Source organism: Virgibacillus ainsalahensis (assembly GCF_055380755.1).
This window is the reverse complement of record NZ_AP043943.1, coordinates 1,948,781-1,972,963: the sequence shown is the minus strand read 5'-3', so window position 1 is coordinate 1,972,963 and position 24,183 is coordinate 1,948,781. Positions and strand designations below refer to the sequence as shown.

The 24,183-nt window shown below is 36.1% G+C and carries 24 protein-coding genes; 18 read left to right on the top strand and 6 right to left on the bottom strand.

Translation table 11 applies throughout. The annotated features are described in order from the left end of the window. Nucleotides 1–112 precede the first annotated feature (112 nt). The 4 genes from ACZ427_RS09580 (at nucleotide 113) to phoU (ending at nucleotide 5,215) form a co-directional block, all read left to right on the top strand. Complete coding sequence (locus ACZ427_RS09580) at nucleotides 113–724, top strand: superoxide dismutase (RefSeq protein ID WP_461177610.1); 612 nt, start codon at nucleotides 113–115, stop codon at nucleotides 722–724. Between the two features lie 177 nt (nucleotides 725–901). Continuing rightward, entirely contained in the window at nucleotides 902–2,173 is a 1,272-nt protein-coding gene (locus tag ACZ427_RS09575) for an MFS transporter (RefSeq protein WP_464883416.1), read from the top strand. A gap of 78 nt (nucleotides 2,174–2,251) precedes the next feature. Continuing rightward, on the top strand, nucleotides 2,252–4,327 hold the full coding sequence (locus tag ACZ427_RS09570) for a peptidoglycan D,D-transpeptidase FtsI family protein (protein ID WP_461177612.1): 2,076 nt from the start codon (nucleotides 2,252–2,254) through the stop codon (nucleotides 4,325–4,327). A gap of 231 nt (nucleotides 4,328–4,558) precedes the next feature. Then, nucleotides 4,559–5,215 carry a phosphate signaling complex protein PhoU gene (gene phoU / locus ACZ427_RS09565; RefSeq protein WP_461177613.1) on the top strand — a complete coding sequence of 219 codons (657 nt, stop codon included), beginning with the start codon at nucleotides 4,559–4,561 and terminating at the stop codon, nucleotides 5,213–5,215. 52 nt (nucleotides 5,216–5,267) lie between these two features. Here phoU and ACZ427_RS09560 read toward each other — a convergent pair whose 3' ends face one another. Next, nucleotides 5,268–5,804, bottom strand: coding sequence for a hypothetical protein (locus tag ACZ427_RS09560; RefSeq protein WP_461177614.1), 537 nt, complete (start codon nucleotides 5,802–5,804; stop codon nucleotides 5,268–5,270). Between the two features lie 116 nt (nucleotides 5,805–5,920). Continuing rightward, nucleotides 5,921–6,139 carry a hypothetical protein gene (locus ACZ427_RS09555; protein ID WP_461177615.1) on the bottom strand — a complete coding sequence of 73 codons (219 nt, stop codon included), beginning with the start codon at nucleotides 6,137–6,139 and terminating at the stop codon, nucleotides 5,921–5,923. 203 nt (nucleotides 6,140–6,342) lie between these two features. Here ACZ427_RS09555 and rpmG point away from each other — a divergent pair, with 203 nt between their 5' ends. The 4 genes from rpmG (at nucleotide 6,343) to ACZ427_RS09535 (ending at nucleotide 9,299) form a co-directional block, all read left to right on the top strand. Continuing rightward, nucleotides 6,343–6,492 (top strand): 50S ribosomal protein L33, encoded by a 150-nt coding sequence (gene rpmG, locus ACZ427_RS09550; protein WP_026906199.1) that lies wholly within the window; start codon nucleotides 6,343–6,345, stop codon nucleotides 6,490–6,492. Nucleotides 6,493–6,581: 89 nt separating this feature from the next. Continuing rightward, the gene (locus ACZ427_RS09545; RefSeq protein WP_461177616.1) at nucleotides 6,582–7,145 is read left to right on the top strand and encodes a 5-formyltetrahydrofolate cyclo-ligase; all 564 of its coding nucleotides are present in this window, start codon (nucleotides 6,582–6,584) and stop codon (nucleotides 7,143–7,145) included. A 142-nt stretch (nucleotides 7,146–7,287) separates the two neighbouring features. Further along, complete coding sequence (locus ACZ427_RS09540; RefSeq protein WP_464883415.1) at nucleotides 7,288–7,413, top strand: hypothetical protein; 126 nt, start codon at nucleotides 7,288–7,290, stop codon at nucleotides 7,411–7,413. A gap of 338 nt (nucleotides 7,414–7,751) precedes the next feature. After that, complete coding sequence (locus ACZ427_RS09535) at nucleotides 7,752–9,299, top strand: rhomboid family intramembrane serine protease (RefSeq protein WP_461177618.1); 1,548 nt, start codon at nucleotides 7,752–7,754, stop codon at nucleotides 9,297–9,299. Between the two features lie 32 nt (nucleotides 9,300–9,331). Here the strand turns inward: ACZ427_RS09535 and ACZ427_RS09530 are convergent, their stop codons facing one another. Further along, nucleotides 9,332–10,189 carry a hypothetical protein gene (locus tag ACZ427_RS09530; protein ID WP_461177619.1) on the bottom strand — a complete coding sequence of 286 codons (858 nt, stop codon included), beginning with the start codon at nucleotides 10,187–10,189 and terminating at the stop codon, nucleotides 9,332–9,334. A 141-nt stretch (nucleotides 10,190–10,330) separates the two neighbouring features. Between ACZ427_RS09530 and ACZ427_RS09525 the strand changes: the two genes are divergently transcribed. The 4 genes from ACZ427_RS09525 (at nucleotide 10,331) to ACZ427_RS09510 (ending at nucleotide 15,217) form a co-directional block, all read left to right on the top strand. Further along, a complete protein-coding gene (locus ACZ427_RS09525; RefSeq protein WP_461177620.1) occupies nucleotides 10,331–11,788 on the top strand; it encodes a spore germination protein in 1,458 nt (485 codons plus the stop codon). A 62-nt stretch (nucleotides 11,789–11,850) separates the two neighbouring features. Further along, nucleotides 11,851–12,090, top strand: coding sequence for a YqgQ family protein (locus ACZ427_RS09520; RefSeq protein WP_461177621.1), 240 nt, complete (start codon nucleotides 11,851–11,853; stop codon nucleotides 12,088–12,090). Beyond that, a complete protein-coding gene (locus ACZ427_RS09515; protein WP_461177622.1) occupies nucleotides 12,083–13,054 on the top strand; it encodes an ROK family glucokinase in 972 nt (323 codons plus the stop codon). The genes ACZ427_RS09520 and ACZ427_RS09515 overlap by 8 nt, the downstream gene beginning before the upstream one ends. Before the next feature lie 255 nt (nucleotides 13,055–13,309). Then, the gene (locus ACZ427_RS09510) at nucleotides 13,310–15,217 is read left to right on the top strand and encodes an LTA synthase family protein (RefSeq protein WP_461177623.1); all 1,908 of its coding nucleotides are present in this window, start codon (nucleotides 13,310–13,312) and stop codon (nucleotides 15,215–15,217) included. A gap of 371 nt (nucleotides 15,218–15,588) precedes the next feature. Here the strand turns inward: ACZ427_RS09510 and ACZ427_RS09505 are convergent, their stop codons facing one another. Continuing rightward, complete coding sequence (locus ACZ427_RS09505; RefSeq protein WP_461177624.1) at nucleotides 15,589–15,807, bottom strand: YqzE family protein; 219 nt, start codon at nucleotides 15,805–15,807, stop codon at nucleotides 15,589–15,591. 119 nt (nucleotides 15,808–15,926) lie between these two features. Between ACZ427_RS09505 and comGA the strand changes: the two genes are divergently transcribed. Both comGA and comGB read left to right on the top strand, forming a co-directional pair. Next, complete coding sequence (gene comGA, locus ACZ427_RS09500) at nucleotides 15,927–16,937, top strand: competence type IV pilus ATPase ComGA (RefSeq protein WP_461177625.1); 1,011 nt, start codon at nucleotides 15,927–15,929, stop codon at nucleotides 16,935–16,937. Beyond that, nucleotides 16,900–17,952 (top strand): competence type IV pilus assembly protein ComGB, encoded by a 1,053-nt coding sequence (comGB, locus tag ACZ427_RS09495; protein WP_461177626.1) that lies wholly within the window; start codon nucleotides 16,900–16,902, stop codon nucleotides 17,950–17,952. The genes comGA and comGB overlap by 38 nt, the downstream gene beginning before the upstream one ends. Nucleotides 17,953–18,025: 73 nt before the next feature. On the opposite strand, the gene ACZ427_RS09490 is transcribed toward comGB, so the two are convergent. Together ACZ427_RS09490 and ACZ427_RS09485 are read right to left on the bottom strand one after the other, a co-directional pair. After that, entirely contained in the window at nucleotides 18,026–19,558 is a 1,533-nt protein-coding gene (locus tag ACZ427_RS09490) for a recombinase family protein (RefSeq protein WP_461177627.1), read from the bottom strand. 41 nt (nucleotides 19,559–19,599) lie between these two features. After that, nucleotides 19,600–20,208, bottom strand: coding sequence for a LexA family protein (locus ACZ427_RS09485; RefSeq protein ID WP_461177628.1), 609 nt, complete (start codon nucleotides 20,206–20,208; stop codon nucleotides 19,600–19,602). Between the two features lie 185 nt (nucleotides 20,209–20,393). Here ACZ427_RS09485 and ACZ427_RS09480 point away from each other — a divergent pair, with 185 nt between their 5' ends. The 4 genes from ACZ427_RS09480 to recD2 all read left to right on the top strand — a co-directional run bounded on the left by ACZ427_RS09480 (nucleotide 20,394) and on the right by recD2 (nucleotide 24,150). Further along, on the top strand, nucleotides 20,394–20,600 hold the full coding sequence (locus ACZ427_RS09480) for a helix-turn-helix domain-containing protein (RefSeq protein ID WP_461177629.1): 207 nt from the start codon (nucleotides 20,394–20,396) through the stop codon (nucleotides 20,598–20,600). 25 nt (nucleotides 20,601–20,625) lie between these two features. Then, on the top strand, nucleotides 20,626–20,898 hold the full coding sequence (locus ACZ427_RS09475) for a hypothetical protein (RefSeq protein WP_461177630.1): 273 nt from the start codon (nucleotides 20,626–20,628) through the stop codon (nucleotides 20,896–20,898). 157 nt (nucleotides 20,899–21,055) lie between these two features. Further along, a complete protein-coding gene (locus tag ACZ427_RS09470; protein ID WP_461177631.1) occupies nucleotides 21,056–21,955 on the top strand; it encodes a transcription termination/antitermination NusG family protein in 900 nt (299 codons plus the stop codon). Continuing rightward, on the top strand, nucleotides 21,952–24,150 hold the full coding sequence (gene recD2, locus ACZ427_RS09465) for an SF1B family DNA helicase RecD2 (RefSeq protein WP_461177632.1): 2,199 nt from the start codon (nucleotides 21,952–21,954) through the stop codon (nucleotides 24,148–24,150). The genes ACZ427_RS09470 and recD2 overlap by 4 nt, the downstream gene beginning before the upstream one ends. Nucleotides 24,151–24,183: the final 33 nt, after the last annotated feature.

Genomic DNA, 24,183 nt, shown 5'->3' with positions numbered 1-24,183 from the left:
TTTTGTACATGCATAAAGTTTGCATACCCAGTAAAGCTTTGATAACCTTTACACTAAAGGGTGAATTTTCAATCCTTTTAATAACAATTTTATTAGAGGAGGAACACTAAAAATGGCAAAATTTGAATTACCAGAACTACCTTATGCATATGATGCATTAGAACCAACAATTGACAAAGAAACGATGAACATTCACCATACCAAGCATCATAATACGTATGTTACAAAGTTAAACGGTGCGTTGGAAGGACATGCAGATCTTCAGGAGAAATCAGTTGAAGATTTAATCAGTAATCTGGACGCTGTACCTGAGAGTGCACGTACTGCAGTCCGCAATAATGGTGGCGGACATGCAAACCACAGCCTTTTCTGGAAAGTTTTATCGCCAAATGGCGGTGGAGAGCCATCTGGGGAATTAGCTGATAAAATCAATTCAAAATTCGGCAGCTTTGATAAATTCAAAGAAGAATTCGGCAATGCTGCAGCAGGACGCTTTGGCTCAGGATGGGCTTGGCTTATTCTAAATAATGGAGAACTTGAAATAACAAGTACACCTAACCAGGATTCACCTATTATGGAAGGCCAAACTCCATTACTAGGTCTGGATGTTTGGGAGCATGCTTATTATCTAAAGTATCAAAATAAACGCCCTGATTATATTGCTGCATTTTGGAATGTTGTAAATTGGGATGAAGTAGCAAAAAATTATAGTGAAGCAAAATAATAATGATAAACGATGAAAACACGGGAAGTGACTCCCGTGTTTTTTTATTTGCAACAGTAAGATTAAAACCTTCCTACTACCTGGATTTCCTAATGGTAATTATTGTTTAATGCATCCAATTTGCATATCTGGTACTCGGGTTGATAACACTATAAATGACAAAAAGGGGTATCAGTTATGTTAAAAAAAATGAATTTTTTTCAAGATAAACTGGATATAAATCGTGATTTATTATTATTACTGGTCATTGGTGGACTCTATTCATTAGGACTCTTCCTGTCAAATACATTTGTTAATATATATTTGTGGAAGCAATCCGGAGATTATATCACCATTGCTATGTACAATTTGGGCATCGTTATATTTCAGCCACTTACCTTTATACTTGCAGGAAAGATTGCAAAGAAAATTGACAGAGTGATCGTATTAAGGCTAGGAGTAATTTTTTTATCTCTGTTTTTTTTAAGTGTATTAATAATAGGTGAAAATGCTTCTACATTTAATTTTATGCTGGGGAGTTTACTTGGAATCGGTTATGGCTTTTATTGGCTGGCATTTAATGTATTAACATTTGAAATAACTGAACCGGAAACGAGAGACTTCTTTAATGGCTTTTTGGGTGTGCTACAATCATTTGGTGGAATGGTTGGCCCGTTACTGGCAGGGACAATAATTGCAAGGATGACTGAAAACCTTGGATACACTACAATTTTTACACTTTCATTTATCTTATTTATTTGTGCGGTAGCTTGCAGCTTTTTCTTAAATCGCCGCCAGGCAGAAGGCAGTTTTCATTTTAAAAGAGTTGTGGAAGAAAGACATCATAATAAAAATTGGAATCGGATTTTATATGCACACCTGGCACAAGGATTAAGGGAAGGAATTTTTCTTTTTGTGATTACGATATGGGTGTATTTGGTAACTCAAAGTGAATTTGCTTTAGGAACATTCAACTTATTTTTATCCGGACTTTCATTTGTGTTTTATTTTATTGCCACCAAATTTATCAAATCACATTTAAGGAAAAAGGCAATATTAATCGGTGCGTTAATCCTTTATTTTTCAATTTTTATCATTATATTTGATATAAGTTATCTATTGCTGATTATTTATGCAATATGTATTGGGATTGCATATCCAATTATCAATGTGCCTTATGTTTCTCTAAGCTATGATGTCATAGGAAAGGCTTGGAAGGCAAAGGATCTACGTGTAGAATATATCGTTGTAAGGGAATTGTTTGTTAATCTGGGCAGATTTATATCCATTGGTGTTTTTCTGATAGCTGTCTCTATTTTTTCTGCAGAACAGATCATCCCATGGTTATTGGTCATTTTCGGGACGGGACATTTATTTATTTATTTATTTGTAAAGGATATTTACCTGACAGCACCAAATAAAAAGGAAGTTATGATAAAAGATCAGATGACAGATGAAAAAAATCGTTAAACCTGTTAGAATTTGTTCTTAGAAATGGTATAATTAATAATGGATATTTAGCAAACCATTTCATTTGGGGGAGAATAAATGAAAAATAAGAAAAAGAAAAAAGCACAACTTCCCTTCCGATTAAACATATTATTTTTCATTGTATTTTTATTATTTTCTGTTTTGATACTTCAACTGGGAGTAGTTCAAATACTGAATGGGGAAGATTTTCAGGATGAAATTGACCGCACTATACAGGATACAACAAAAATACCTGTACCACGGGGGAAAATTTATGATCGTAATCATGATGTTGTAGTAGACAATGATCCTGTCTACTCTATTACATACACCCCGCCGAAAGGAGTGCAGGCAGAAGACCGGCTTGAAGTAGCGGAAAATTTGGCAGAATTTATTTCTATGGATAGTAAAGAAGATCTGGAAGGTATTACAGAAAGAAACAGGAAGGAATATTGGTACTTAAATAACACCGAGGAAGTGGAAAGCCGTGTCTCAGATGAAGCAGCAGCTGAAATGAGTAATTCGGAATATTATAATGAAGTTTTGGATCGTATTACAGAAGAAGAAATAAGTGACTTCTCAAAAGCAGAAGAGGAAGTTATAGCCATAAAGAAAGAATTGGATAAAGCTTATTCCCTAACGCCTCAAATTGTAAAGAATGAAGATGTTACTCCAGAGGAATATGCCCGGGTAGCTGAAAATCTGGATAAACTTCCAGGGATTAATGCGACAACGGATTGGAACAGGGACAATGCTTATGGTGATACTTTAAATTCTCTTCTCGGATCAATAACAGATCAGGAACAAGGTATACCTGCCGAATCAGAAGATTACTATTTAACAAGAGGATACAGCAGAAATGACCGTGTCGGTACAAGTGGATTGGAAGAACAATACGAAGATGTTCTTAGGGGAAGGAAGGAACAGATTCAGTACACGACAGATAAAAGTGGCAGAACGATAGATTCCAAGACTGTAGTTGAAGGGAAACGTGGAAAGGACTTAGTTCTCACAATAGACATGGAATTTCAGGAAGAAGTGGATAACATTGTGCGTGAGGAGCTGCAGGCGGCAATAAGTGATAATCCGTATGAGAACAGATTCTTAAAGGACGCGTTAGCTGTTGTGATGGATCCACAAACAGGTGAATTGCTGGCAGTTTCCGGTCAAACGTATAACAGAGATGAAAATGAATATGAAAACAGTGCACATAAAACATTGTATGATGCACACCTTCCAGGTTCTACAATTAAAGGGGCCACAGTGCTGGCTGGACATCAGGCCGGTGTTATATCTCCTGGCCAAAGATTTTATGACAGGCCAATAAAAATCGGGGGAGGATCACCGAAAGGGTCTCTGAGTAGTACCATAGGTTCTGTAGATGATATTGGAGCATTGAAGTACTCATCTAACGTCTATATGTTTTATATTGCGTTAAAGATGGGCGGGGAAGACAGGTATCCATTTCCTAATGGCAGTTCAGCGGCTTTTGATACAAGTTCCTGGCAGGAAATGCGCAACTATTTCAGGCAATTTGGCTTAGGTACTGAAACAGGCATTGATTTTCCTTTTGAATCCCTTGGTTTCATCGGGGACAATCCGCATAGCCCGGGGCTATTAATGGACTATTCAATTGGGCAGTATGATTCATATACCACGATGCAGCTGGCTCAATATGTATCTACCATTGCTAATGACGGTTATCGTGTCCGGCCGCATTTTGTAAAAGAAATACGAGACCCGGTACCATCCATGGATAATCCGGGGCCGCTTTACAAAAGCATAAATACGGATGCATTGAACCGTGTTCAGATGGATCAGAGCAATATCGAACGTGTTCAGGAAGGGTTTAGACAGGTTTTCCAATCGCAAGGTGGTACTGGGTACAGCTATTATGCTGATAAGGATTATAATCCTGCTGGTAAAACGGGAACTGCGGAAAGTTTTGTTTACCCTGGTGACGGAACGAGTTTTGAAACGGAGAATCTGTCACTTGTCGGTTACGCTCCTTTCGATGAGCCTGAAATTGCATTTGCAGTTGTCGTACCGCATACTGCCAGTGGTGAATATCCAATCCAGCATGCGATTGGTGAGCGTATAATGGATACGTATTTTGATATAAAAGAAGACAGAGATGAAGAAGCGCAAGAATAAAATGATGAACCGTTAAATAAACAGAACAAAGATATAACATAAAATTTATACACTTTAACCAAAAACTCTAATCAATTTGACCGTTGATTAGAGTTTTTTAGATAGAGATTTGATATTTACAATTAATTTACATTTTTTTAAGAGAGAATTAATACTATTTAGTTATAATAGGTATACATTTACATCTAAGGAAAGTTGTTTTAAAAATGAAGTAATAAGGGGGAGTAAGAAATGGTTACACGCGGGCAATTCCAGAATGAAATGGAGAAAATAAAGCAGGAGATCATCGACCTTGCACAAGAAACTGGAGAAGCTTTGACAGAATCGATAGACGCTTTATATAATCAGGATATCAATCTGGCAAATAAGGTCATTGATAATGATAAAATGGTAGACAGAAAAGAATTGGATATAAATAATAAAACGTTATTACTTATTGCAAAACAACAGCCGGTTGCCACTGATTTGCGAAGATTGATTATTGCTTTAAGGATCGTTACAGATATAGAGCGAATGGGGGACAACGCTAAAAACATAGCCAATTCAACGCTGCACTTAGGGACAGATAACGAGTCGCCTGTGCCGGAAGGAATTAAGACGATGCAAGATTTTTGTATGGACATGCTGCAAACAGCTGTAATTGCTTTTGAAAATGAAGATATAACAATCGCCAGAAAGTTATCGGAGATGGATGATCAGGTTGATAAGTTTTATAAACGTACAATCAGTGAACTTCTGAGTGAAACAGCAACGAATCCTGATAAAATTCAATATGTTATGCAAATAGCTTTTTCAGCAAGATATCTTGAACGTTTTGCTGATCATATCACTAATATTGGGGAAAGTATATTGTTTTTAGTTAAAGGGGAAAATTATAATCTAAACTAGCATTAAAAAGCGATAAGGGCGAGATCCTTTGATTGGATCAGCCGCTTATCGCTTAATTTGTAATCTTCTCAGCAATTTCGTAAAAGCTCATATCATCCGATAACTCAAATTCACCAATTTGAATATACATACTGTAGTCGTGCTCATTTAAATATTGGATAAAGCTTTCAGTATCATCAATTATTTCATTTTCATCTAATATAGAACTTATGTCTGAAGAATCCATACCAGGAACTATATCCAGCATGTACGTAGTGACAGAATCTTCTTCTGCTTGTTCATCTTCCGAATTGTTTTCTTTCACGGTTTCGTCTTCGGAATCCTCATTTTCATCAGGTTCTTCCTCTGTGTCTTCTGTTTTCTCCATGGCATTACTTGCTTCACTATCATTACCGCCATTTACTGAAAGAGAGATATATTCCGATTCTGTTAGCACACGGTAACCCTCTGTCTCGATTGCCGGAATCATTTCATCAATAGATAGCTGATCGGCATTATTTTCACGTGTCTCAAAAAAGTAAATCCCAATAAGCATTACCATTCCAGCAGTGAATAAACCTATAGCGAATGAACGAACTGGCTGTTTCATATTTTTCTCCTTCTGCTTATTTTTTTGCAGTTAGGAAAGGATAAAACGGTCCTACTCCATAATTGCATTTAATTTTCCGCCATATAGGCTTTGTGATACCCAAGTTTTGTATGTCATCAATTACTTTTCTCTTTCGTCCCCTGAGTGAACTCATCAGGAAGTAATTCTTCTTCTAAAATTTTGATTTTCTTCTTCACTTGGTATGTATCTTGCATTGTTGTAATTGAAAGTTGTTCTACCTGATTTTCCAGGTCTTCAAATTTATCATTCATAAAAAATGAGAGAATGAACAAGACAACAGCAATAGCAATAATAGAGATTATCGCATAAAACATTTAACTACCTCCGTTTCAAACATGATTATACAAGAAACTACAAATTATGTTACAATATCATTTATAACATACAATGCGAAATGAGAAAACATAAATTTTTTCCGAAGTGCCTTGATAGTTTTTCAAACATCTGCTATTATTATTAAGTCTGAAATGAACAAAATGCTAGTAAAAGCAAGTTTTTAAAGTCTGGAGGGAAAACCATGCGCGTAAACATTACTTTAGCTTGTACTGAAACAGGAGATCGTAATTATATTTCAACAAAAAATAAGCGTACCAATCCTGAGCGTATTGAGCTTATGAAATATTGCCCACGTTTAAAAAAACATACCCTACACCGCGAAACAAAATAAATGTGCGAGAAGATAGACTCTTATCAGGATTATTGATAAGAGTTTATTTTTAATGAATGGATTAAAAGTGTGGGCGAAGAGGTGTTAAAATGGATAAGCTTCAGCTTAGAAAATCTGCCATTGCAAAACTTAAAAGTATTTCAGTTAAGGAGAAGCAAAATCTTGAACGATTGATTACAAATAATTTATTGCATTCAACATTATGGAAAGATGCACATACAATCGGCATTACAATCTCACAAGGCTTTGAATGGGATACGAAACAAATTATTGAAGCAGCATGGGATCAAAATAAGTCAGTTTGTGTACCAAAGTGCAATCCACAACAAAAAAGCCTTACATTTTATCAATTGGATACATATGAACAATTAGAAGTCGTTTATTATAATCTGCTGGAACCAAAACCAGAAGCAAAAAAGAGAGTCGAAAAATTATCCATTGATTTATTGGTCGTCCCTGGCTTGATGTTTAATACAGAAGGATACCGAATTGGGTTTGGCGGCGGATATTATGATCGATTTTTAACTGATTTTACCAACGAGACAGTATCTATATTAAGCACAGATCAGCTAGTAAATCCTCTCCCCAGTGAGATCTACGACATACCCGTCAATTATCTTATAACAGAAAAAGGAATAATAAATAAGAAATAGCTTAAGCATGTATAAATTTAAGCCGGTAGAAAATAACTAATAACACCATGAATTAGAAAAGGGTGTTAGCATGCGAATATTCTTCATTATACTAAGTGCCGCAACAGTAATATCAATTCTTTACAAATGGCGGTATCGAGTGATGAACATGATACTTGCCGTAAGCTTCTTGAGAAAAATGGCAGTAAGTTTATCAATGAATTTGCCGGAAATTAAGGAAAAAGCTGTTTCCGGGCTATTTAATGCTCCACCACCAAAAGATGCATAGTTATTAAAAAGGGAAGTTGTTATCAACAGCTTCTTTTTCTTTTTTTATGAGAAAAGCTCTTTTCGCATAGTTTGTTGCTCTTTAACCTTCGCAGCTGATATAAAAATAAGACGTAACTGCGGGTTGCTTTCCGCAGCGGGTAAAAGCATCAACCTTTATTTCAAGTACGTTGCATTTTATTGTTTTTGCGTCAAAAAAAAACAAACTTTTAGAAATCAGCCATGAGAAAAAAATATAAAATTCTCCTGTTGCATAAGGCGAAATGATAGTTAAGCTAAGTTTTCCAAAGAAAAATCCAGGTCATTTTGGTATGATGTATTTTAGGAGGGAGGGCTGGTATGTATATTGACGAACAATTTACAATGTATCAAATTGCCTGGCATTTAGTTGCGGAAAACGATTTTGAAATTTTACATATAAATGATGTGTACGAAGAGATATGGCTGGAGAAGTATGGGAAAAATACGTCAACGGTCATTCGTTTGGCACATAAAGGGTTCGATTGGAAAAATCATTTACAAAAAGATATGGAACAAGTTTTTCAAAAAATGAAGCAGATGAAAGGCCTGTTAGTTGGTAAGAATATTGAATTGCATAATGTATATGTATCTTTCTATGCACCTGTCGACGATTGGGAGCAATTGAAGAAACCAATGCAACTAAAAGAGAAAAAAAATGTAAAAGCGAAATTATATTATTTGGACGAAACAGATGCCACGGAAGAAAAAGCAAGATTATTATCAGATGTTGGCGCAACACCAGTCATAAATCGTGACGGATTTTCTGATTTAGAGAAGGAAGAAAAGATCAAAAACTATCATATGTATTTAATAGCTAAAATGAATAGGAAACAAAAAGAAGTTGAAAGTATTTTTTCATTTGGTAAACCGATTTTTACTTATATATTATTGATGCTTAATATTATTGCTTTTGTCATGTTTGAGAAGAATGGCGACAGTACATCTGTTAATGATTTGATCGAATTTGGTGCAAAATACAATCCGGCAATTATTGATGGACAGTGGTGGCGGATTATAACGTCTATGTTTATACATATTGGCCTATTTCATCTCTTCATGAATATGCTTGCAATTTATTATATCGGTTCACTGGTTGAAAAAATATATGGTTCATTTCGCTTTATAATTATTTATTTTCTTGCTGGTATCGGGGGTGGTTTAGCAAGTTTCGCATTCACAACTAGTGTATCTGCCGGCGCTTCCGGGGCACTGTTTGGGATGTTTGGAGCATTGCTGTTTTTTGGGGTTATTCATAAGAAAGTATTTTTCCAAACAATGGGGATGAATGTTCTTATCTTAGTTGGTATCAACGTTGTTTTTGGTTTTGCTGTTCCACAGGTTGATAATGGAGCACACCTAGGGGGGTTAGTTGCAGGATTTATAGCTGCTGGAATTGTGCACCTCCCTCATAAAAGAAAACCCGGGATGCAATTACTTGCATTTCTTGTGTATATAGCAATGATTTACGGGTTAATCACTTATGGTGTACAAAATAATTTGCAAAACCAATCCTACCAATTAATGAACATGGAAGAATCATTAAAAGAAGAAAAGTACGAAGAGGTGGCAGAAATTGCTACAGAGGCTTTGGAAATGGAGGGGGACCTGGATAGTGTCCTGCTATTCCAACGCGCTTTTGCATATATTGAAATGAATCAGATTGAATTAGCAATTGAGGATTTGGAGCATAGTATTCAATACGACGAGGCGCTGCCAGAAGCCTATTATAATTTGGCTTTATTGTATTATAATGAAGGGGAAGATAGTAGAGCAGAGGAATTGATAGAAATCGCATACGAAAAGAAACCTGAGGATGAATCCTTTATCAGTCTATATGAACAAATCACGGGGAAAAATGTAAATTAAATGGTAAAACGTGTGCTTATCTGCACACGTTTTCAGTTTGCATACTTTTGAATAAGCCGTTGCTTCTCACCATTTAATTCAAACAATACCAGTAAATGCTCTTTTTCTTTATCAAACAATATAATTGGGACATAACTTGTCACTTCATCGTTCTTCGACTCAGTAATTGGTATGATGTAATTTTTATACAATCCCTCCCATAATTGTCCCATAATTTTCTTTGTTTGCTCCTGTGTCATGGAAGGGAGTGGCTCCACGTCATATTGATGTAAGTTGGTCAGGGGTACGGCGAAATAGGATTCGCTGTTAATCTGAAAATGCGTGAATAATTGATGCCAATGATATAATAATTGCTGTTTGGTTGTACGGTCAAGCAGACTTTTCCATTCTCTTTCAAGGTTATTTGCGGGTGATGTAAAGGAATCAAGTGATGTAACTGGTGAATCGATGATATATAATTGATCATAAGACATTTGGTGAATGCTTTTAATTAGATTGTCCGGATAATGCAGTTCACCATGGTGGTAGGAAATTACCTGAAAGAAACTGCTGTCCTCACTTGCCAGTTTTTCTTGCAATTGAATTTCACTAGTTTCCTGAACCCATTTACTCCGCACCCCTCTTAATCTGCCATTATCAAATAGCAATGAAGCATCTTGACGTAAATACATTTCTTTATCACTTTTTGAACCGCTTGTCCAATTTATTTCATACGAATCATTTCCTGTTTCTTGAGAAAGTTCCAGGTTGGTTTTAGCATAAGTAAAAACAGAATCCTCGTCAATTGGAAAGTATGTTATAGCAGGGGATGCATTCATTTTTATAATATAAAGAATGCTAATGGAACAGGTTAGTATGATAGCGGTTAATAAAAATATTCTTTTTTTCATGATTTCCCATCCTTAAAAGCCCGACTTAACAAAACTATATGATTGGTTGCAAGTATTTATGATTCTGCAGAATTGCTGTATAAAATATAGCTCATAGAGCAAACTATTCTTATAAACTTTTATGAAATGTCGGGTGACTTTATGGCTAAAGATAAAAAGCTTTTATTTGATTCCTTTCAAGAAAATGTAGAATATATGAATAATTTCTTGGGCGTGGATGAAAGCTTCGATCTTATTCAACTGGATTTGGAATACGCCGAAAGAAATATGGCGTTATTTGTGATAGACGGTTTTGCAAAAGACGATATCTTGCATTTTTTAATGAAGTTATTGGCTAAGCTAGAGCCTGAGGATTTAGACCCTGATCCGTTGACGAAATTACTAAAAACATATATTCCATATGTTGAGATTGATCAGGTTGATGATTTAAACGAGGCATCTGATCTTGTATTGGGAGGTCCTGCAGCATTGGTTGTTGACGGCCTTGATAAAATAATTATGATAGATGCCCGGACGTATCCGGTTCGGTCTATAGCAGAACCCGATTTGGAGAGAGTAACAAGAGGATCTAGGGACGGGTATGTAGAAACAATCGTGTTCAATACTTCTTTAACACGGAGGAGGGTACGCGACCGTTCGTTGCGAATGGAATACCTTCAAATTGGCAGACGATCAAAAACGGATATTTGTGTCTGTTATATAGCGGATATTGCAGAACCGGATCGCGTTAAACATTTAAAGCATGTATTAAAAAAGATTGATACAGATGGTCTGCCTATGGCGGAAAAAACAATTGAAGAATTCATCAGTGGCCGGCACTGGAATCCTTATCCATCTGTCCGATATACGGAAAGACCTGATACAGCTGCAGCACATTTATATGAAGGGCATGTACTTATTATAATAGATGGTTCACCAAGTGTGATGATTACCCCCGCTACATATTGGCACCATATGCAGCATGCAGAAGAATATCGTCAGAAACCGCTGGTTGGCGCATATTTACGAATGATCCGTTTTATTGCAGTGTTTGCATCAATTTTTATCTTGCCACTGTATTATTTGATTTCAGTGTATCCGGAGTATTTGCCACAAGGATGGGATTTTATTGGTCCTAATGAAATTGGCAATATTCCTTTACTTTTACAGTTTTTAATCGCTGAAATTGGGATAGACATGCTACGATTGGCTGCTATTCATACTCCATCGTCTTTGGCTACAGCATTAGGATTGGTAGCCGCAATCATGATTGGGCAGGTTTCAGTAGAAGTTGGCTGGTTTTCAAATGAGGTCGTACTTTACTTAGCCCTGGCCGCAATAGGAACTTATGCAACACCCAGTTATGAATTAAGTCTTGCCAATCGGCTGGTACGAATTTTTCTATTATTAACAGCCGCAATGTTTGGTGTAATTGGCTATATTGCAGGTATTACGTTATGGATACTCTATTTAACCCGGATGAAATCATTTCGCATTCCATATATATGGCCTGTTTTACCATTTTCATTTCAAGCGTTTCGGGATATCTTTATAAGAGCACCAATACCATTGAAAAATCGAAGACCGGATTTTTTAAATCCACAAGATCCAGATCGTTAATAGACGTTCTGGATTTTTACTGTTATAATTTATAATTCCTATATATGTTGGGATTTGATATAATGAAAAATGGTGACGATATGGAAACGATATATGATATACAACAAATGCTGAGAAGGTATGGAACATTTATATACACTGGTAACAGATTTGGAGATCTGGAATTGATGGAGATGGAAATAAATGAAATGTATCAGTTCCAATTCATATCCAAGACAGATTATATGCAGGCTAGATTACTTTTGCGAAAAGAAATAACGCGTTTACGTGAACAAAGGAAGAGGTGTGTTTCTGATGAGTGAAGTTATGATGGGAATTGATATTGGTGGCACAACTGTAAAAATAGGAATGATTAATGATAATGGTAAAATTTTAAAGAAATGGGAAATTCCGACAAATAAATCAAATAAAGGCTTGACGATTATTGATGATATATGGGAATCCATTGTTGATCAACTGGAAGAGTTAAACGTGGATAAAAGTTCAGTTCTGGGACTGGGTGTAGGTGCTCCCGGATTTATTGATGGAGAAACAGGCCATGTCTATGAAGCGGTCAATATTGGTTGGGAAAATTTTGATTTAGCCGAGTTATTAAAGAAGAAATCCGGTCTGCCTGTATTTGTAGAAAATGATGCAAATATTGCTGTATTAGGTGAAAATTGGAAAGGCGCCGGTGATCAGGCAAAGAACCTTATCGCCATAACATTAGGTACTGGCGTTGGTGGTGGAATCATAGCAAACGGCCAGATTTTAAATGGAGAAAACGGTATGGCCGGGGAAATTGGTCATATCACAGTTGAAGCTGATGGAAACCTATGTAACTGTGGCCGTCGAGGGTGCTTGGAAACAATTGTTTCTGCAACTGGAATCGTACGACAGGCGATGAATAAGATAGATCAGAACCCTGAAAGTATGTTAGCGAAACATTTTCAACAAACAGGGGACATATCCTCTAAAGATGTTTTTGATTTGGCAAAACAGGGAGATACACTGAGTAATACCATTATAGACCATAATTCACAGACGCTTGGTCGTATTATTGCAAATATGGGCACAGTGATTAACCCTTCTAAAGTTTTGATTGGAGGCGGCGTCTCTAAAGCGGGAGATCAATTGATTAATGGTATTAGTAAAGCATTTCATAGATATGCCCTGAAAAGAGTAAGTGAAATTTGCGAAATTAAGGCTGCTCAGCTAGGTAACGATGCAGGAATTATTGGCGGGGCATTTTTAGTTAAACAGAAATTACAGGATATTAAATTTTAGCCTTTATATTTCCCCCGAAATATATTAAAATATAATCTTACAAAGAAAATCAGCTTTCTATGAAACTTTTACTATAGCTGAACCGTCATATAGTGTAGATGTAATTTAACATGAAATTCATTTAATTTACATTTTGTTTAAAAAGTGCGGAAACGGGTATCAAAGTACAGAAATAAAAATAAGGATATTAGAAATTGGTTTTTCGTTTGTTTTAAATTTAAAAGCTTCAACAAGGTTAATCAGGAGGAAATGATAATGAAATTTAAACGACCCAGGGTGCCATTATTTATAATTGCAGCTTTATTGTTTGGGCTTAAAACATATATCGTATACCGATTTATGTTCAATATTGAATTGGAAAACGGTATGCAGGAGTTTATATTGTTAATAAACCCGTTTGTATCAGCGTTTCTAATTTTTGCGTTGAGTGTATGGTTCAATAAGCATTCACGCCAGATGAAATTTTTACGATATACGGCGTTAATTGGAACACTCATTGTGTTTGCAAATCTTGTGTTTTATCGGCAGTTCACGGATTTTATTACGATTCCGCAGCTATTCATGGGGAGTAACGCGGCAGATTTAGGTTCAAGTATCCTCACATTAATTCAACCGTATGATATTTTACTTTTTGCTGATGCTGTTCTTATTTGGTATTTAAGTAAAAAGAAACAGGAAGACATGACCGTTTCCTATCCTAAAAGCGGGAAGGTTTCTGTATTGGCACTATCTTTAGCCTTGCTTGCAGGTAACTTTTTCCTGGCTGAAATGGAAAGACCGCAACTCTTTACCCGCGGGTTTGACCGGGAATATTTGGTTAAAAATATCGGTCTGTTTAATTTCCACATCTATGATGTTGTCGTTCAGTCAAAAACAGAGTCACAGCGTGTTTTTGCTGATGGAAACGAATTACCTGAGATACAGGACTTCATTGATGAAAATGTGAAAGTTGATGAGAATTCAAAAATGCACGGGGTAGCCGAAGGAAAAAATGTTATTTTCATTAATGCAGAGTCTATCCAGGAATTTGTTATAAATAATGATATGAATGGACAGGAAATTACCCCATTCCTGAATAGCCTTACAGAAGATGAGGACACCTATTACTTTGAAAACTTTTATGAGCAAACCGGACAGGGGAATACTTCTGATTCAGAATTTCTTGTAGAAAATTCCATGTATCCATTATCCAGGGGTGCTGTATTCTTTACACACGGTGGTAATGAATACAATGGCATGCCGGAAATAATCCAGGATAAAGGTTATACTTCGTCAGTACTGCATGCGAATAATAAAAGTTTCTGGAATCGGGAGCAAATGTACAACAGCTTGGAATTCGACCATTTTTATGGCGAAGAGGCGTACGAAGTGAATAATGAGAATTCAATTGGCTGGGGGCTGAAAGATAAACCTTTCTTTGAACAATCCATTAAGTATCTACAATCGATGGAACAGCCATTTTATTCCAAATTCATCACATTAACCAATCATTTCCCATTCGAAATGGATGAAGAGGACACGTCAATCGATCCATTCGACTCTAATTCAAATACGTTGAATAATTACTTCCCGGCAGTCCGGTATATGGATGAAGCCATTGAAGATTTTTTTGGACAATTAAAAGAAGCAGGGCTATATGAAGATTCTATTATCATTATAATGGGTGACCATATTGGAATTAGCGCAAATCACAACAAAGCAATGGCTGATTATCTGGACAAAGAAGAAATTACACCTTATGATCAGGTTCAATTACAAAAGGTACCATTCTTTGTTCATATACCAGGACACGGTGAAGGTGAAGTGAAGTCTGAAGTAACCGGACAGATTGATGTAAAACCAACGATATTAAACCTGTTAGGTATAGAAAATGAAAATGATATTTACTTTGGTAACGATGTTTTCTCTGATGACAGAAAAGGTTATATTGCATTAAGAAATGGTGATTTTGTCAGTGAAAATTATATAGCAACCAATGGAATATGTTATGACCGTGAGACAGGTGAAGCTATTGAAGCTGGTAATACGGAAGAGAACGCAGATGCACCAGAAGGAAGTGCTTGTGAACCAATACAAGAAAAAGTTGATAAAGAACTAGGATACTCTGACGAATTGGTTTATGGAGACCTATTGCGCTTCGTTGATTTTAAGGAAGATGAATAAGTAAACAGAAAAAGCTGCTTCAACACAAGTTGAGGCAGCTTTTTCTGATAGGTGCGGGTTTAATACTTTTCTGCTGAATAAGTGTAACTTGAGCTTGAAGATATGTATTAAACTCGAAGCGCCTTGTTCATCTTAAGGTAATAGCAAATTCGACTAAGAGCACACCCGTGGCAACCAACCTGCCCATGTCCTGTGGACCCAACACTCAACATGCGGGCTCTTGCTCATACGGGAGTTCGCAGCTTAAGACTTCGAAGGTGTAGGCGCTGGAGCTGCCCGAGGCGTTTACTGACAAGGATTGATATGCTGCCGAGTATTTATAAATTCTTAGCTATTAAAAAAATAGCAGGTACCAAATGTAAGGTTACCTGCTATTCTGCCTTCTTCCGTATCGTTCTTAATGCAAACGGCAACACACCAAACCAGCGATTTGTATATGTTGGGTATTTGTTTTTCTCAGCTTTACGTTTCTTTCTTTCCGTCGGTGGTAAATCAATATATGTCACCAATTGCTGTGTTATAAATTTTATATAATCATTACCGGAAATGATTCTCACCCCTTCAGATATTCTAATACATATAGTATTCACCAAACTAAAATTGTCTATCCCTCAAAAAATATAATTTTTTTTATAAAAAAGAAGGATATTAACAAAACATGTCGAATTTATTATTATGTTGCAAATCTAAAAAGGAGGTGACATAGAGTTTGAATCATGCTGCATCCCTTTCGAATAAACTTCTCAAAGCCGCCTTCGAAGCGCAAGCATCAGATATCCACTTTTACCCGTTCCCTGGACAGACAGATATTTATTTTCGCATTCATGGTAAACGAATGTTCTACAGAAAAATAAAATATTCACAGTACCAATTACTGGTAACATATTATAAATTCACTTCTGGAATGGACATTGGTGAAATTAGAAAACCACAAAATGGCACGATTACCCATCAGGAAACTGGGCAACTATATTCGCTTCGTTTGTCAACACTTCCCGTCAACCACATGGAAAGTTTAGCAATTCGCATCCTTCCCCAGGAAAAAAATCTTACACTTGATCAGCTTTTTCTTTTTCCGAACCAACTGAATAAATTGAAGGAATGGATTACTAACCGTGCTGGCATCATTTTGTTTACCGGTCCGACTGGCAGTGGGAAGACGACAACATTGTATGCTTTACTTCAAGCGATACTCAAGGAGAAGTCCTATCAGACGATTACACTCGAAGATCCAGTTGAAAAAAAGATGGATGATATTTTGCAAGTGCAAGTGAATGAGAAAGCCGGGATTACTTATCAGACAGGATTAAAAGCTGCACTCCGACATGATCCGGATATTATTATGATTGGAGAAATCCGGGATAGATTTACTGCTCAATTCGCATTTGAAGCCTCATTGACCGGTCACCTTGTGCTGAGTACACTTCATGCTAAAAATGCTACGGGAACCATCCACCGATTGATGGAAATGGGATTAAAACAAAATGATTTGCAACAATCACTTATCGCTGTGGCCGCTATGAAATTATTGCCAATCCAGATGAATGAAACAACGAAAAGAAGAGCAGCAATTCTTGAGTTATTAGATGGTGAGTTATTGCAAAACACCTTATGGGGAGCTGATACAAATGCACTGGATAGTTTTCATTCATTTGACCACTTAAGAAAGAAGGCTTTTGCTTATGGATATATATCCGAAGAGACTTTTAAAAATTCGTAAAACAAAGCTTCCAAATGAGATACAGTTACGTTTTTTAAAACGGCTGAATCGGTTATTGATAAATGGTTATCCATTGGTAAATGCATTGGAAGTAATTCAATGGGACAAACAGTTGGAGGATTCTGCCAGGCAGATTATTTCTTCCCTGAAAAATGGAAGCAGCTTGGATCAAGCATTTGATAAAGCTGCCTTCCATCATTCCATTACTGCATATTTATATTTTGTAAGAGCTAATGGAGACATACAGGAAAGTATTAATAAATGTATTGAAATGTATGAATATCGTATGAAATATGTAAAAAAATTCAAGCAGATCATTCGTTATCCGCTCATACTTTTATTTATCTTCTCTATCCTTTTATATTTTATTAAACAATCTGTACTTCCGTCTTTTGCAAATATATTTCAAACAAGTACAGAAGCATCAGCCACTGTCAATTTATCAATTATGATTATTGATTATTTAAGTACACTTGTAATTTTGTGTACCATCATCATTCTTATCGGAATAATGGTATGGTATGTAATAAAAAGAAAGATTATTATTGAGCAGCAGATAAAGTTCTACAATGCTTTACCTATCTATCGTAAATTCCTCAGGTTGCAGACCTCCTTTCTATTCGCCACACATTTCAGCATGCTTCTAAAAACTGGGATGCCCTTCAAGGAAATTCTGACCCATATGTCCAATCAAACAAAGTTACCCATCATTTCCTATTACTCAAATTTAATACGAGAAGAACTAACAAGGGGCTTTCCTATCTCAAATCTGCTTAGCCAAATGAGTTTGCTGGAAAATCAGTTAACCTCCATTTTCCAAAAAAATGTGGATGTATATGATTTAGAAAAGGACCTGCGCATTTATGCAGAGATGATCACCGAGGAAATACAACGAAAAACAGTAAAGGTTATCACCTTCGTACAACCGGTATTTTTTATTATATTGGCCGGATTCATTATTTTTATTTATATGACATTAATGTGGCCAATGTTTCAACTGATTAAATCCATCTAAAGAGGAGAGAACCACTGATGTTTAAAAATAATAAAGGATTTACATTAATAGAAATACATATGGGGTATTACCCTTACATATTAAATTTTTTTGTGTGGTGCCATGTATAAGGGTCAACCTCAATAGGGACAGTGAATTCAATCGGTATCCCATTAAAAATTTCTGTGATTAATATCACTTTATTCTCATATACAACTCCTTCGGGGAACAAAGTTCCAATAAGTTGCGCACGTTCCAGTCCAGTTAATTCCGTTTCAATGTTCCTAGCTAACTCCATATATTGGTATAACCTTTCATACGTAAACGAGCTGGAATCAATTGCTTTTAATTTTCGGTTTAATTTATTTAATGTACCTACTTCTAAATCAATTTTTGCATTTATGGATTTGTCTTTTTCGAGGTATCTTTCTTTTTCCAACTTACCTATCAAAAAAATATCAAGCAGACGATCCAGAGAGCTTTTTAAATCAGTTAATGATTTCTCATGTTTTCTTATCTCATCTTTAAGCTGATTTATTTCCTGTTCATCATATTCAATATTAATGTACTTTTTAGCTAGTTCTTCGCTTGTTAGGACGTCTTTTAGGGCTTGGATGATGTTATGGTCGAATCGGATTGTATTAATGCTTATATCACACTTGTGACCGTCCTTCATGCGTGTCTTTCTGCCATGCTTTGCATAATAGAGCGGTCGCTTTTTCAATCCGTGCATTTCGATATTAATTTTTCTGCCACAATGTCCACAGGTTAGGTGGGTACGCTTAAGAATATGGACGTTTTTTGAATTTTTTCTCCCGGACACACTGTATTGACCATTACGTTTTTTCCGTTCTATTTGTAGCTGATTATAGGAATCTTCTGTACGGAGAGGTTCATAAACGCCTGTTATTGATATAATGCCATCTTTTTTAAAGTCCTTTTCAGCAGTACCATGATAGGCTTTTGAAGTAAGTCTTGTGTGGACTAAGTGTTCATTCCAGTGGTTTCCCGTTGGCGTTTTGGAAACCTCGTTTAAACGGTCAGAAATGGATTTCATGCCGAGCTGTTCATTTAGGTACAAGTCATCAATAAATGGGATAACCCACTTCCAGTCTTCCTTCGCTTCATATTTTGCGGTATCACGATTATATCTGTATTCAAAAGGCGGCATACCCCATCCTTTACCTTCTCGTAATCGCTGACGTTTACCCCGCATCATTTTTTTGACGATATTTCGCTTGTCTCGCTGCGCAATGAGATTTTTAATATCCGAAATAAACACATCATCTTCATTATCGAGGTCGATTAATACCCCTGGTTCCGCAATCTTAACTTTATTTTCCCTTAGTGTATTCTTCAAATATTCCCACGATACTGTGTCCAATCGTGATAAGCGGTCTTGTTCAATGCAAAGTACAACATCAATCCCGCCTTCTTCCACAAGGTCGAGCAGGGCATTTAGTCCATCTTTTTTTAATTTCCCGCCGGATTCTACATCTTTAAATTCTCCAATTAATGTCCAGTCCTGCTGGTTGAGATAGCGTTGTAGTTCCTCTTTTTGTGCGGTAAGACTAAATTTTTTTTCTTGTAGTTTGGTTGATACTCGGTAGTAGTTTGCTACGCGCATATTGTCACCTCCTATAAAAAAGAACAGTGTATTTATCTGCCTTAAAACTGAGTAATTGCTTTCCTTAATTTACCTATGATTTTCACGTTTTGATCTTTTTTTGGATCAAATCTGATTGGTGGGTAGTTTGGATTTTCACTTATTAACATAATGTCTTTATCGTTTTTGTAAACTCTTTTCAATACGCATTCGTTATCAACTACGACAGCTGCTATTTCACTGTTCTCCACAGTTTCTTGCTGTTGTATTAAAAGTAAATCTCCTTCATGGATTTTTGCTCCTGTCATGCTATCACCTTTTGCTGTTAGATAAAAATAAACTCCAGTATCTACCCAATGTTTTGGGGAAGTGATATATTCTTCTTTTTCTTCATAAATTACAGATCCGTTGCCGCATGATATGGACCCATAAAGGGGTACATCTACAACGTCTCCGGATATTTCTTCTCCATATAACAAGGCGACATCAATCCCTAGTGCATTTGCAATTTGTTCCAACCGTTTATGGCTTATTTTAATATCTGCCACTTCGTATTTTCTAACTGTAGATTTTCCAACTCCGATCTGATTGCCGATTTCTTCAAGAGACATCCGAGCAAGCTTTCGATAATATTTGATTCGTCTACCTAAACTAACATAAAAATCTGTCATTTTTGTTTCTCCTTTCTATATTTATTTATTATATATTTTATATTAATTAAAGACAATCCTTATAAGAAACTATTTCACTAATTTTCATTAAAAAAGTTTCTTTTTATTATTGAAAATTATGGAAAAAGATGGTACATTAAAAGTGTCTTGAAAAGATACAAATGAAAAGAAGGAGGTAAATCAATATGGATACGCTAATAACACCTAAAGGACTGCGTGTATCACATAAGAAAAAACAACAAGAAGTAGCAGATCATTTAAGGTTGTCTATTACACAGTATAAACGAAAAGAAAATGGTCACGTAAGATTTTACGCTGATGAAATTTATTTACTGGCGAAATTTTATAATGTTCCAGTGTCTATTTTTTTTCTTAATGAAGTGTCTTGTTAAGACACAGTAGAGAGGAGGCAAGAAATTGAAGGAATTAGTGCAAATACAGCAAAGTAACGTTGATTTTGTTACACATCCTGAATTTGTTCAAAAAAAGAAGATGGCAGAAACGACTCTACCAATCAACTTGGATATCCTTGAAAAACGAGATGAAATACCTATAAAACTAGCAGAGTTGTCTTATAACAATTCAGAACGAGCAGTAACACTACTTCGAAAATGGGGAGAAAAGAAATCACCTATCACAGAATTACACAAAGAGCTTTGTGAGAGTTTGAAAAAAGAGGATATCAATTGACATTAGAAGACAAGATACTTTTTTCATGATCGATAATTTCCAAAAGTAAAGATTGGTGGAAGATGGTAGTTTCAGCAGGTGAATTAAAATTTTCCCAATAATCAGCAAAATATATTATACAAATACTAATCTGATTGATAGTGTGAGGTGAAAAAAGATGTCATTTTTTGCTGTTCAAGTTGTTAGCGGTTCTGAAATAGCGGTTAAGGAAATGTTGGGTAAACATTTAATGCGATCCGGTGATAATGAGATTAAATCAATTTACGCACTAGAAACGTATACACAGACAGCTAATGAACTTGATTTTAGCGAATTAACGGAAGCAGATATTACCAGCTATCTAAATGTGCAACGATTGCAAACTAATTTAAGCAATCTGCGGTTTGCTTATGACCAAATGCAAGGCAATGAAGATACTGGATCCTTGAATATGATAGTAGAGTACCGACAACAAATAAAAGATTTAACGACCAAGTTAAAAAACCTCCGAAATAAATCCAAGAAAATTGAAAGTGTTTTAAAAGGATACATCCTAATTGAATTGGATAGTAATTTTCATTACTTGCCAAAACATTTATGGCATCTGATTAAATCAATTCCTAAAGTAACTGGGTTCCCAAGCAGAATGAATATCCCTCAACATGAAATAGATACCTTCTTTGAAGAAACTGAAATGTCAGCCGAAGTGGAACTCCAATTTAATGAAATACTATCTTATGAAAAGCATGTTCAGATGCAAAATGATTTGCTGCAGCAAGCGAATCAATCGAATAAACTAGAGGAAGAAAAAGTATTGGTACATTCAATTGATGATATGAATACTGATGTTACGGCTGAAATAAACACCTTAAAACAAACACATGATTCTATGATAGACTGCGTGAAAGCTTTCATCAAAAATAAACGCGAGACCGTTACAATGCCTGTGATTCTTTTTCAAAAATTATATCATGAAGTGTTAGATAATAACATTCTTCCAGACCAGTTGAGTTCCCCCATGGATCTTATACAACGCTTAAAATTGTTGTTGTATAAGGGTGAGGTGATGTTGGAATGAAGGAATATACAGGTATCATTTCTCGGATGCTCTATCAAAATGAGGACTTTCTCATTGCAATATTACGTACCAATAGTGAGGAAATAAAATTCACAGGCGACTTTTACGGTGTGGAAAAAGGAGAGAAGATGACGGTTAGAGGAACATGGGAACACCATCCGAAATACGGGGATCAATTTGCGGTGGAATCTTGGGAAAGGCCAATTCCACAGACAGAGGAACAAATCCTTGCATTCCTCTCATCGCCGATGGTAAAGGGATGTGGCAAAAAACAAGCAAGGGAGATAGTCCAGTCTTTTGGTAAACAAACATTGGAGATCATTTCTGCAGAGGGTGAGTCTTGTCTCACCGATATTGAGGGAATTGGACGGAAGCGGGCAAAAAATATTGTCAATAGTGTCACAAATACATTCGAGATACAAAAGATTGTATCAAAATTGCTGGTATATGGAATCACAACCAAAATGGCATTGCGGTTCTATAAAGAATTTGGCTCGAATACTGTAGAAATTCTCAAGAGAAATCCCTATAAGCTAACCGAATTGGACTTGATTGGCTTTTTGAAAGCGGATGAAATAGCCAAACGTATAGGGATTATGCCTACATCGGGGTATCGTATTGAAGCATGTTTACAATACGTTTTAAAAAAGTGCTGTTTTGAATCTGGGCATTCTTATATCCCAAAAGATGAATTACTATACGAAACGGAAAAGGCATTAAATCATAATTCGAAGCCATCTGATAGTGTTACGAAGAAGGAACTGGAAAACAGCTTAATGTGTACAGAAGAAAAACTTATCGTCAATGAGGACGGTTGTATATTCCCTAAGTTCTTGTACCATCATGAGGACAATTTGAGTCGAAAACTTTCAAAAATGAGAGGTTTTCGGAATGGGCGAGGTATGCCCAAATTAAAAAGCTACCTTGAAAAGTATCAAAGAATGCAAAAAGTGACCCTTGCTGAAAAGCAAAAGGATTCTATTTGGAAATTGTTTAAAGAACAACTGTTGATATTAACAGGTGGACCAGGGACAGGAAAAACAACGGTAATACGGGCGATGATTGACATTTATAAGGAAATGTATCCAAAAGATAAAATTAGCCTGGTAGCACCTACTGGCAGAGCAAGTAGGAAGTTATCTGAAGTGACAGGTCAAGAAGCATCTACGATTCATCGGCTGATTGGATATCGACAGGGAGAGCCGCCAGCGTATCACCAAGATAATAAATTGCCATGCGAATTGTTGGTAGTGGATGAGATTTCCATGGTGGACGTCAGTTTAGGAAATCATCTAGTACAGGCTCTTAAGGATAACACCAAGGTATTATTTGTTGGAGATACAGACCAATTACCATCTGTTAATCCTGGGAACATTCTTGGTGATATGATTCAAGCAGGATTACCAACCATAAAACTTACAGAGGTATTTCGACAAGCACAGGAAAGTCAAATCATAAATAATGCCCATCGAATAAACCAAGGGAAGTCCATTCTGATTGATAAGGAAAAAGATGACTTCTTTTTTTTATTGCAAGAAAATCCAGAAAAGATTGCTGCATTAATGGTGAGAAGTGCAAAGCAATTTATAAGTAGGGGATATGCTTTATCAGATATTCTTTTATTGAGTCCGATGCGGAAAGGTCCCGTTGGTACAATAGCTTTAAATGAGAAATTACGCGAAGCACTTAATCCACCAAATCCAGACACACAGGAATGGCTTGTTGGTAAAAGAGTATTTCGTCAAGGGGATAAAGTGATTCAAATTCTAAATAATTACGATAAGCAAATATTCAATGGAGATATAGGAATTATTCAATCTGTTACAGAAGAAAAAGATGATAATGGTGATTCCATTGATGTCATGAAGGTAGATTATGGTGGGAAAGTGATTTCTTATACTAAAAAAGACACCAAAGAATTGGAACTAGGATATACGATCACCATTCACAAGTCCCAGGGCGGTGAAGCCCCAGTAGTAATCATTCCAGTTACCACTAGTCATTACAACATGCTTGCACGTAATCTAATGTATACAGGCATGACACGGGCAACCGAAAAGATGGTATTTATTGGTACAGAAAAAGCGATGAATATTGCTATTCATAATGATCAAATCCTACAGCGTAATAGCAAACTTGCGGAACGCATCATTAGCTTAGGTCCTAAGTATAAACAAATGGAAAGGAGTAGTTAACCATTATCTAAATAGTTATTGAAAAGAGTGAAA